At 69.5% G+C, this 10,689-nt stretch carries 10 protein-coding genes; 5 read left to right on the top strand and 5 right to left on the bottom strand.

What is annotated here, in order from left to right; genetic code table 11:
• Window positions 1-36: 36 nt before the first annotated feature.
• On the top strand, window positions 37-1,482 hold the full coding sequence (locus IWH25_RS13900; RefSeq protein WP_203386381.1) for a putative nucleotidyltransferase substrate binding domain-containing protein: 1,446 nt from the start codon (window positions 37-39) through the stop codon (window positions 1,480-1,482).
• 84 nt (window positions 1,483-1,566) lie between these two features.
• A complete protein-coding gene (locus IWH25_RS13905; RefSeq protein ID WP_203386382.1) occupies window positions 1,567-1,791 on the top strand; it encodes a hypothetical protein in 225 nt (74 codons plus the stop codon).
• 6 nt (window positions 1,792-1,797) lie between these two features.
• Here IWH25_RS13905 and IWH25_RS13910 read toward each other — a convergent pair whose 3' ends face one another.
• The 4 genes from IWH25_RS13910 to ipdC form a co-directional block, all read right to left on the bottom strand.
• Window positions 1,798-3,282: a CYTH and CHAD domain-containing protein gene (locus IWH25_RS13910; protein WP_203386383.1), complete on the bottom strand. Its 1,485-nt coding sequence runs from the start codon at window positions 3,280-3,282 to the stop codon at window positions 1,798-1,800.
• Window positions 3,283-3,301: 19 nt separating this feature from the next.
• Window positions 3,302-3,724 carry a thioesterase family protein gene (locus tag IWH25_RS13915; protein WP_203386384.1) on the bottom strand — a complete coding sequence of 141 codons (423 nt, stop codon included), beginning with the start codon at window positions 3,722-3,724 and terminating at the stop codon, window positions 3,302-3,304.
• Window positions 3,725-3,833: 109 nt separating this feature from the next.
• On the bottom strand, window positions 3,834-5,258 hold the full coding sequence (locus IWH25_RS13920) for an aldehyde dehydrogenase family protein (protein WP_203386385.1): 1,425 nt from the start codon (window positions 5,256-5,258) through the stop codon (window positions 3,834-3,836).
• A 28-nt stretch (window positions 5,259-5,286) separates the two neighbouring features.
• Window positions 5,287-6,915 carry an indolepyruvate/phenylpyruvate decarboxylase gene (ipdC, locus tag IWH25_RS13925; protein ID WP_203386386.1) on the bottom strand — a complete coding sequence of 543 codons (1,629 nt, stop codon included), beginning with the start codon at window positions 6,913-6,915 and terminating at the stop codon, window positions 5,287-5,289.
• A 122-nt stretch (window positions 6,916-7,037) separates the two neighbouring features.
• Between ipdC and IWH25_RS13930 the strand changes: the two genes are divergently transcribed.
• Both IWH25_RS13930 and IWH25_RS13935 read left to right on the top strand, forming a co-directional pair.
• Window positions 7,038-7,556, top strand: a complete 519-nt coding sequence (locus tag IWH25_RS13930) for an Lrp/AsnC family transcriptional regulator (RefSeq protein WP_203386387.1) — start codon at window positions 7,038-7,040, stop codon at window positions 7,554-7,556.
• 115 nt (window positions 7,557-7,671) lie between these two features.
• Window positions 7,672-8,286, top strand: a complete 615-nt coding sequence (locus IWH25_RS13935) for a 3'-5' exonuclease (protein WP_203386388.1) — start codon at window positions 7,672-7,674, stop codon at window positions 8,284-8,286.
• A gap of 124 nt (window positions 8,287-8,410) precedes the next feature.
• On the opposite strand, the gene IWH25_RS13940 is transcribed toward IWH25_RS13935, so the two are convergent.
• A complete protein-coding gene (locus tag IWH25_RS13940; protein WP_203386389.1) occupies window positions 8,411-9,577 on the bottom strand; it encodes a mandelate racemase/muconate lactonizing enzyme family protein in 1,167 nt (388 codons plus the stop codon).
• Window positions 9,578-9,688: 111 nt separating this feature from the next.
• Here IWH25_RS13940 and IWH25_RS13945 point away from each other — a divergent pair, with 111 nt between their 5' ends.
• Window positions 9,689-10,609: a LysR family transcriptional regulator gene (locus tag IWH25_RS13945; RefSeq protein ID WP_203386390.1), complete on the top strand. Its 921-nt coding sequence runs from the start codon at window positions 9,689-9,691 to the stop codon at window positions 10,607-10,609.
• Window positions 10,610-10,689 lie beyond the last annotated feature (80 nt).

Below are 10,689 nucleotides of genomic sequence, written 5' to 3' on the forward strand. Positions count from 1 at the left end.
AAATGACGGGATACTAATATTCCAGCGAACCCCGCCATGAGCGAAGAAAGCCAGTTTTTCCGTCCTGTCCGCGATTTCTGCCAGCGCGCGGTCGTCACCTGCGCGCCCGACGCGCCGCTGGTCGATGCCGTCGCCGTCATGCGCGAGCGCAACATCTCCAGCCTGGTCGTCGTCGAGGACGGCAAGCCGGTCGGCATCTTCACCGACCGCGACCTGCGCAACAAGGTGGTCGCTGCCGGCCTCGGCCCGGCGGCGCTGCGCGTGCGCCAGATCATGAGCGCGCCGCTCGCCGTCGTCGGCGAGGAGACGCTGCTCTACCAGGCGCTCTCCGAAATGTCGCAGCGACAGGTCCACCGCCTCGGCGTCGTCGACGCCGGCGGCCGCCTCGCCGGCATCGTCACCGACACCGACATCCTCCGCCTGCAGGCGCACTCGCCGCAGCAGCTGGTCCAGGACATCGAGAAGGCGCAGCACCTCGACGCGCTGCAGGCGGTGCACGGCCGCATCCAGGAACTGGTGCAGCACCTCGCCGGCACCGGCATGGGCATCCGCGACCTCGTCCGCCTGATCGCCCACCTCAACGACCGGATCGCGCTGCGCCTGATCGGCCTCCTGCACGCGCAGGGCTTCGCCGACCTCGACCCCGACAGCTTCGCCTTCCTCGCGCTCGGCAGCGAAGGGCGCGGCGAGCAGACGCTGGCCACCGACCAGGACAACGCGATCGTCTATGCCGACGACCTGCCGCCGGCGACGGTGACGCGCATCGCGGAATTCTCGCAGGCGCTGAGCGACGGCCTGATCACGATCGGCGTTCCCGCCTGCCCGGGCGGGATCATGGCCAAGAACGCCGCGTGGCGGAAAAGCCTCGGCGAATGGAAGAACAGGATCGCCGGCTGGATGGCGACGCCGGTACCGGAAAACATCCTCGCCTGCAGCACCTTCCTCGACCTGCGCACGGTCTACGGCAACCCCGCCTTCGAGCCGGCGCTGAAGGAGCAGATCTACGCCTCGTCGGCGGCGAACCGGCTGTTCCTGATGCGCATGGTCGAGAACGGCCTGCGCTTCACGCCGCCGCTCGGCTGGTTCGGCCGGATCAAGGGCGAGCGCGACGGCGAGCACTCGGGCCAGCTGGAGATCAAGAAGGCCGGCATCTTCGCCGTCACCGACGGCATCAAGGCGCTGGCGATCCAGCATCGGCTGCTCACCGGCAGCACCGCCCAGCGCCTCGACGCGCTCGCCGCCGCCGGCGTGCTGAAGGCGGCGGACGCCGAGGACCTCGCCGAGGCCTTCGCCTTCCTCGTCCAGCTGCGCCTGCGCAGCCAGGTCGAGGACATCCGCGAGGGCCGCGCGCCCGACAACTACATCCCGCTCGAGCGCCTCAACGCAATGCAGCAGGGGCGGCTGAAGATCGCGCTGGCCAGCGTCGACAACTTCCAGAGCTTCCTCCGCCACCATTTCGAGCTGCACCTGGTGCGCAGCTGAGCCGCCGCGGCGTCATGCCGCGTTCATGGCACGGTCACAAACGGCTGCCAGCATGCGGGTACCCCAGCCACGAAGGAGTGCCCGATGAACGACCGCAACGCCCCCTGCACCGCCTGCTTCGCCGACGGCAGCCGCCCGCAATGCCGGGTCTTCGACAGCAGCGGCGGCGCGCTGACGATCTACAGCGGGCTGCACGCCAGCGGCCGCTTCGCCGCGATGTGCCTGCAGGCCGACGGCCGCTACCGCGTCTGCCACGAAGCGGAACGCGCCGCAGTCGTCCTGCCGCCGCCCCAGGCCCGCGCCGCCTGATCGGCGTTAGCGGCGCCGCCTGCGCCGCCGCGGCAGCGGCGCCCGCACCAGGCCGGACAGCGCATCCGGCAGCCGCGCGTGCAGCAGTGCGGCGCGCCCGGCGAACCAGGCAGCGAGCTGCGCGTCGGCGGGCAGGCGACATTCGGCGAGCAGCGCCTCGGCGACGTGGAGATCGTTCAATTCGCCGAGCAGCGCCTGCACCTTCGCAGCGGCCGCGAGCAGCCGCCGTTGCCGCCGGCGGCGGAATAGCGGCGCAAAGAATTCGAGCGCGTAGCGCAGGTGCTTGGTCGCGATGCGCAGCCGGTGCAGCGCCGCCGGGTCCCGCCCCGCGGCCGCCGCCAGCCGCGCCACGCGACGGCTCAGCCGGCGCACCCGCGCCGCCGCGAACGCGGCCAGCGTCGGCGTCGCCGCCGGCTCGGCCAGGGCATGCAGCGCCGCCGAGAATTCGAGGACGAGACGGCCGGCGAGCGGTGCCGCGAGCGCCGTCCGCAACGCCCGCCGCGAACGCCGGCGCTGCCGCTCGGCACGTGCCGCCAGCGTCGCCAGCGACGGATGCCCGGGGCAGCCCGCGGACAGCGACGGCAGCGTCTGCGTAATGAAGACGTCGCGGTTGCGCGCCTCGCCCAGCGTCTGCCCGAACCACTGCCAGGCAGGCTCGAACAGCGCGCGGAAATCGGCGGGCAGGAACGGCCGCCACAGGCGCATCGCCGAGCGCAGCCGGCGCACCGCGACGCGCGCCTGGTGCAGGAATTCCGGATCGTCGCCGGCACCGGCGCCGTCCATGTTGCGCAGCAGCTGCTCGACGCAGTCGAAGGCCAGCGCGCGGAAGGCCGCGAGCGGCGTCATCCGCGCATCGAGCGGCGACAGGCCGGCATGCACCGGCTGCGCGACTTCGTTGCGGAACAGCCGGTAGCCGCGCTCGGCCTTGCTCGCCGCCGCCGGCGACAGCGGCAGCCCGGCCTGCAGCGCGCGCGCCAGGTCGAACAGCGCGGAAATCGGCCCGGCGAGCAGCTCCAGTTCGACCTCGCAGATCGCCTCGGCGCGCTCGCCGTGGCGGATGCTGCCGCGGTCGAGCGCGAGCTCGATCTCGACGCCCGGCGCCGGCGCCAGCAGCCAGGTGTCGCGCACGAAATCGGTGACGAAGGCCGGCTGCAGCGCCGGCGTCAGCGCTTCCAGCCGCCGGCGCAGGCGCTTGTCGTCGACGTGCGAGAAATCGAAGGCGTCCGGCTTGCTCGCCGCCTCCCACTCGCTGCGCCGCGCCAGCCCGCCGGCGGCCGGCTCGGCGCTCTTCACCGTCAGCAGCCAGCCGCGCGCGGTGCGCCGGTGGCGCAGCGCGATGCCGGCCCGCCACAGGTCGAGGTCGGCGGTGTCGTAGTAGCAGTTGTGCAGGCGCTGGCGCACCGGCGGCGTCGCGGCGAGCAGCGGATGGCGGCGCAGGCGGGCGGCGGCGGCGGCGGGCAGCGCCAGCTTCAGTTCGGTTTCGACGGCCATGGCGGGGCGTGCCGGGGACTCAGGCCCGCTCCCGCTTGCCGCCCAGGCGGGCGTCGAACTTCGCCTTGTCGATCACGAAGCGCTCGTGCCGGCCGCGCGAGATCAGGTCGACGCCGTCGTGCGCCTCGACCGCGAAAACGAGTTTCTTGCCCTCGACCGCGAGCAGCTCGACCGTCGCCGTCACCTCCATCCCCGGCGGTGTCGCCGCCTCGTGGCTGACGTCGATGTGGGTGCCGACGGTCTGCTCGCGCGGCCAGTCGAGGTGCGGGTTGATCGCGCGGATGCAGGCCCATTCGAGGAGGCCGACGAGGAAGCCGGTGGCGAACACCTCCGGCATCGCGACGAATTCCTCGGCCTCCGGATACAGCGCCGGCACGGTCTTCGAGGCGGGGACGCGGAAGCGGTGGGTGTAGACGATTCCGGGCTTGAGCGTTTCCTTCATGAACGGCATCTCCTGTGCGAGGGGCTCTCCTGCCGCGCGCGGAACGGCGCGGCCGAGGGAGCGATTGTCGCCCAGGAGCGGCGCGCGGGGAACCGGCAGCGGCCGCCGTTCAGCCCTTCATCACCTTCACCGTCTGCAGCGAGGTGTATTCGGCCAGCCCGTGGCGGCCGAACTCGACGCCGATGCCCGACTGCTTGACGCCGCCGAAGGGCGCGTCCGGCTGCACGGCGCCGTGCTCGTTCACCCACGCCGTGCCGCATTCGAGGCGCTGCGCGAGTTCCGCCGCGCGCGCCGGGTCGGCGCCCCAGACCGAGCCGCCGAGGCCGGCCTCGCTGGCGTTGGCGCGGGCGATCGCGTCGTCCACGTCGCGGTAGCGGAGCACCGGCACCAGCGGGCCGAACTGCTCCTTGGCGACGACGCGCATGCCGTCGTCGGCGTCGGCGATCACCGTCGGCGCGTAGAAGTAGCCAGGCCGCTCGAGCCGGTGGCCGCCGCAGAGGAAGCGTGCGCCGCGGCGGCGGGCGTCGTCGGCGAGTTCCTCGACGACCGCCAGCTGCTCGCGGTTCTGCAGCGGGCCGAGCTGCGTCTCCGGCGCCAGCCCGTCGCCGACGACGGTCGCCGCGGCGAGCCGCGCCAGCTCGGCGCAGAGTTCGTCGTAGAGGCTGTCATGCACGTAGAGGCGCTTCAGGCAGGCGCAGGTCTGGCCGTTGTTGTGCAGCGTCGCGGCGAGCAGCTTCGACGCGATCGCCTTGACGTCGACGTCGGGCAGCACGATGCCGGCGTCGTTGCCGCCGAGCTCCAGCGTCAGCCGCTTGAGGTTGCCGGCGGCGGCCTGCATGATCTTGCGCCCGGTCGCCGTCGAGCCGGTGAACACGATCTTGGCGACGCCCGGGTGCTGCGCCAGCGCGGCGCCGGCCTCGCCGTCGCCGGTGACGGCGTTCAGGACGCCCGGCGGCAGCAGTTCGTTGGCCAGCTCGACGAAGCGCAGCGTCGCCAGCGGCGTGTATTCGGAGGGCTTGATCACCACCGTGTTGCCGGCGCGCAGCGCCGGGATGACGTGCCAGATGGCGATCAACAGCGGCCAGTTCCACGGGGTGATCGAGGCGACGACACCGAGCGGCTTGCGGTGCACCTCGACGCGCGCCTCGGCGTTGTCCTGGATCACCTCGACCGGCAGGTCGAGGTCGGCGGTGACGTGCGTCCACGCGATGGCGCCGCCCACCTCCATGCCGGCGCCGATGCCGGCGAGGCCGTTGAGCGGCTTGCCACTCTCCTGCGTCACCAGTTGCATCAGCTCGGGCAGATGCGCTTGCAGCGCGTCGCCGAGCGCGTGCAGCAGGCGCTGGCGCTCGCCGTCCGGCGTCTTGCTCCAGGCCGGGAAGGCGGCCTGCGCCGCCGCCACCGCCAGGTCCACCTGCGCCGGCGTCGCCTGCGGCACCGCGGCGAAGACCTCGCCGTCGGCCGGATTGATGACGCCCAGCGTGCGTTCGCCGGCAACCGCCCGGCCGTCGATGATCATCGGTGTCGTTTGCATCGTCTTCCCTCCGTTCGTCCGCGTTGCCTTAGCCCTGCTTCGGCGCGTTCAGCCGCTTCACCCCGGCGACGAAGCGCTGCAGCGTCTGCGACAGCACGCCGCGCGGGATCATGATCTCGACCAGCTGGAAGCGGCCGCGCGTCGCCGCCGCCTGCGCCAGCGCCGCCTGCAGTTCGCGGCGCGTATGCACGCGCACCCCGTCGCCGCCGAGGCCGGCCGCCATCGACGCGAAACCCCAGTCGTCGAGGTTGTTGAACGCCGACTCCGGCTGGAAGGTGCGCAGCATCTCCCAGCTGGCGTTGTTGAACAGCAGCACGATCGGGTCCCAGCCGTAGCGGCGGCAGTTGCCGAGCTCCCAGCCGGTCATCTGGAAGGCGCCGTCGCCGACCAGAATCAGCGGCCGCTGCCCGGTCGCCGCCTGCAGGCCGAGGCCGGCGGGAACGCCGTAGCCCATCGTCGCGTAGTAGCCGGGCGCGACCAGCGCGGTGTGCTCGATGTCCATCGCGGTGAACAGGCAGTCGCCCATGTCGGACGCGATCGGCAGCTTGCCGTGTGCGGCCATCAGGTCGTTCACCGCGGTCGCGATGTCGTTCGGCGCGATCGGCGCGTCGTCGGCGACGAGCCCGCGCGGATAGTGCGGCGGCGCGAACGCCAGCCGCCGCGCCGGTTCGCCGGTGCGTTCGAGCAGCGCATCGACCAGCGCCGCCAGCGGAATCTCGGGATAGACGTGGTAGCCCAGGCGCACCGAGCCGTCGCAGGCGACGATGGTCTTGCGCAAGTCGATCTTCTTCGCGGAGACGGCGAAGTTGGTGTCGGAGAGGATCACGCCGAGCAGGAACAGGCCGTCCGAGTTCTCGACCAGCTGCGTCACCTCGGGCAGCCCGGCCATCCCCATGTAGGTACCGACCAGCGCCGCATCGGAATCGGCCAACAGGCCGCGGCCCATGAAGCAGGTGGCGACCGGCAGCGCGAGGCGGCGCGCGAGCTCGGCGACCTTCGCCTCCAGTCCGTAGCGGCGCACTTCCACATCGACCATCAGCACCGGCCGCTCGGCCGCGGCGAGGCGCTTCAGCACCTCGTCGGCGCAGGCGGCGAGCGCCTCGGCGTCGACCTCCGGCGCCGGCAGCGGCGGCACCTCGGCGCAGGGGACGGCGACCATGTCGCGCGGCAGCTCGATATACACCGGCCGCGAGTGCTTCAGGCAGTTGCCGAGCACGCGCGCGATGTCGGCCGGCGCGCGCGCCGCGTCGTCCAGCCGCACGCGGTCGCAGGTGATCTCCTCGAAGATGCGGAACTGCGAATCGAGCGTCTTCGCCTGGTGGTGCAGCAACAGGCCGGAACGCGACTCGCCCTTGCCCGGACCGCCGGAGAGCACCACCAGCGGCACCTTCTCGGCATAGGCAGCGGCGACCGAATTGATCATGTTCAGCGCGCCGGCGCCGTAGGTCACCGCGGCGACGGCGAGCGCACCCTCGATGCGCGCCGCGGCGTCGGCGGCGAAGCCGACGCCGGGCTCGTGCGACAGCGTAAACAGCGGCAGGATGCGCGACTCCTCGATGATGCGGAAGAAGGGCAGCGCGAAGTCGCCGGGGATGCCGAAAATCTGGCGGGCGCCGTTGGCCTTGAAGGCGTGCAGCAGGGATTCGGTGAGGTTCATCGGGTCGCTTTCGTGGCGAGGGGAACAGCCCACATTATTCCGACAAGCAGACGAACGATGTGTTCGAAATGGCGCAGCAATCGGCTACGATACGCACGTTTCGTGCATACATAGGAAAAACAATGAGCGAACTCAGCATAGACCGCTACGATCTGCAGCTGCTCGCCGCATTGCAGCGCAACGGCCACACCACCAACGCCGAACTCGGCGAGCAGGCCAGCCTGTCGGCCTCGCAGATCAGCCGGCGCATCCAGCGGCTGGAGGACGCCCAGGTGATCACCGGCTACGCCGCGCTGCTCGACCCGCACGCGCTCGGCCTCGGCGTCACCGCCTACGCGCAGATCGTCCTCGAGCGCCACGACAAGACCCGCCCGGCCGAGTTCGAACGCGCGGTGACGGCGATGCCGGAAGTGCTCGAATGCTTCGCCGTCACCGGCGAGGCCGATTACCTGCTGCGCATCGTCGCCCCCGACCTCGCCGCCTTCTCCGAGCTGATGATGAAGCGCCTGCTGAACCTGCCCGGCGTCGCGCAGGTGAAGACCAACATCGCGCTGTCGAAGGTCAAGGAGACGCACGTGCTGCCGCTCGACCACGTGGCGCAGCCGCGGCCGCAGAAACGGCGCGTCAAGTACGCCGGCTGAGCGTCTGCCGGCGCCGGCGCGCCCGGCCGCCCCACGGTTGCGTGCGGCGCCCGGCCGCAGATGAGACAATCCCGGCCGACATTGCAGATCTTGAATCGATGCGGGGAGGCTGGCTGTGGAAGCAGTGGCGGTAATCGACTTTGAAACGACCGGCTTGTCCCCGGCACAGGGCGACCGCGCGACGGAAATCGCCGCGCTGATCGTGCACGACGGCAAGGTGGTGGACCGCTATCAGAGCCTGATGAACGCAGGCGTGCGCATCCCCCCGTACATCCAGGCGCTGACCGGAATTTCCGATGCGATGGTCCGCGCGGCGCCGCCGGCGGCCGAGGTCATGCGCGAAGTCGCCGACTTCGTCGGCGACCGCCCGCTGGTCGCCCACAACGCGGCGTTCGACTGCAAATTCTGGGATGCCGAACTGGCCCGCATCGAGCGCCGCCGGCGCCAGGAGTTCGCCTGCTCGCTGCTGCTGTCGCGCCGGATCCTGCCGCAGGCGCCCAGCCACAAGCTCGGCGCCCTCGTCGAGTTCGCCGGGCTGCCGCTAGCGGGACGCTCTCACCGCGCGCTGGCCGACGCCGAAATGGCCGCCAGCCTGCTGCGTCATCTGGAAGACGAACTGCGCCGCCGCTACCAGGTGCGCGAGGTGTCGCACGAACTGCTGCGCAGGATTCAGGGCACCCCCAAGGCCAAGCTGGCGCAGTGCCTCGCAGGCCACCGGCAAGCGCGCTAGCCGCCCGCTTCCGGCCCTCTGGTTGCTCGATGGCTCGGAGAAACGCCGTTCGACAAGGATTTCGCCTGCGGAAGGAGGCAAGAAACCGGCACCGCGACCTGCGCAGCGATGCCGCCTCAGGACCTCATTCCGCAAGCTTGCGCATCTCGCTGATCAGATCCGACTTGCCCTCGAAGCCGATGCCAGGCAACTCCGGCAGGGTGACGTAGCCGTTATCGACCTTCACGCCGTCCGGGAATCCGCCGTAGGGCTGGAACAGATCCGGATACGACTCGTTGCCGCCGAGACCGAGGCCGGCGGCGATGTTGAGGGACATCTGGTGGCCGCCGTGGGGGATGCAGCGGCTGGCGGACCAGCCGTGCTGCTTGAGCATGTCGAGCGTGCGCAGATATTCCACCAGGCCGTAGCTCAGGGCGCAGTCGAATTGCAGCCAGTCGCGGTCCGGACGCATGCCGCTGTAGCGGATCAGGTTGCGGGCGTCCTGCATCGAGAACAGGTCTTCGCCGGTCGCCATCGGCTTGTCGTAGTAGTTGCGCAGCGTGGCCTGCAGCTCGAAATCCAGCGGGTCGCCCGGCTCCTCGTACCAGAACAGATCGTACCGGGAGAGCGCCTTGGCGTATTTGATCGCGGTGTCGAGATCGAAGCGCCCGTTGGCATCGACGGCAAGCTTCTGGCCGTCCTGCAGCACGCTCAGGATCGAGTCGATGCGACGCAGGTCCTCGTCCAGCGACGCGCCGCCGATCTTCTTCTTGACCACCGTGTAGCCGCGATCGAGGTAGCTGCGCATCTCGTCCTTGAGCTTTCCGTGATCCTGGCCGGGGTAGTAGTAGCCGCCGGCGGCATACACGAAGATCTTGCGATCGACCTGGCCGCTGCCGTAACGATCGGCCAGCAACTGGAAGAGCGGCTTGCCCTCGATCTTGGCCACCGCGTCCCAGACCGCCATGTCGATCGTACCGATGGCTACCGAACGCTCACCGTGGCCGCCCGGTTTTTCGTTGCTGAACATGCAGTTCCAGATCTTGTGCGGATCGAGGTTCTTTCCCGTCGAATCGACAAGGCTCTCGGGGTCCGCTTCCAGGATGCGAGGAATGAAGCGCTCGCGCATCAGGGTCCCCTGGCCGTAGCGGCCGTTGGAGTTGAAGCCGTAGCCGATGACCGGCTTGCCGTCCCGGATCACGTCGGTCACGACGGCGACGAGGCTCAGCGTCATCCTGCTGAAATCGATGTAGGCATTGCGGATGGGCGAGCTGATCGGAACGGTCTTCTCGCGGATTTCCACTATTCGCATTGGCGTCTCCTTCAAGGTTCGAAGCTGACACGTTCAGCTCCGGTGGCGCTAGAATAGTTTTAAGCACAATCCACGTGTTTCACCAAAAACTGATTTCATTATTAAACATTGATGAAGACTGCGAGCTTCTCGGAACTGGAGTTCTTCGTCCTCCTCAACAGGCTGGGCAGCCTGTCGGCGGCGGCACGTGCACTCGACATCACGCCGCCGGCGGCGACGATGCGCCTCGCGTCGATGGAAAAGCGCATCGGTGCGCGACTGTTGAACCGCAGTACCCGCAGGATCAGCCTGACGCCGGAGGGGGAAATCTATCTTCAGCATGCAGCCCGCCTGATCGACGAGTTGCGCGAGCTGGATGAGGTCGTCTCCGGAAACCGCCGCGCTCCCCGGGGCCGACTGCGCGTCAACGCGCCGCTCGGCTTCGGCCGCACCGTCATCGCGCCGCTGGTATCGACCTTTACTGCGCGGCATCCCGACGTCGAGGTTCAGCTGGAAGTCACCGACCGCCCGATCGACCTGATCGACAAAGGCTTCGATCTGTCGATCCGCTTTGGCGAACTGCCCGACAACCGCATCAATGCCCGGCGGATCATGTCCAATCGGCGCTTCCTCTGCGCTTCCCCCGCTTACCTGGCCAAGCACGGCACGCCCAAGTCCCTCGCCGATCTGGCGAAGCACCGATGCATCGTCCATCGGCAGAACGACGATGCGTACGGCGTCTGGAGATTCCTGATCGACGGACGAACCGAGATCGTCAAGGTCCACGGCGTACTGTCCAGCAACGACGGAGACATCGTTCAGGGGTGGGCGCTGGACGGTCAGGGCATCGTCATCCGCTCGGAATGGGATGTGACCAGGTACCTTGAAAGCGGTCGGCTACGGCGCATCCTGCCGGAGTTCACGCTCCCCAGTGCCGATCTGTACGCCTACTACCCGAGCAAGCAGAACCTGCCGGCCAGGCTAAGGGCCTTCATCGACTTTCTGGTCGACGAACTGGCCGACGAAGCGTCACAGACTGACCTGAGCACCTGATCTGCAGGCATTCTTCCCATCTCGCCGGCGAATGTCCCGTGCGCCTGCCGCCTGGCGGCGATGACGCGATCCCCGGAAGC

This window comes from Azospira restricta (assembly GCF_016858125.1).
GTDB classification, from domain to species: Bacteria; Pseudomonadota; Gammaproteobacteria; order Burkholderiales; family Rhodocyclaceae; genus Proximibacter; species Proximibacter restrictus.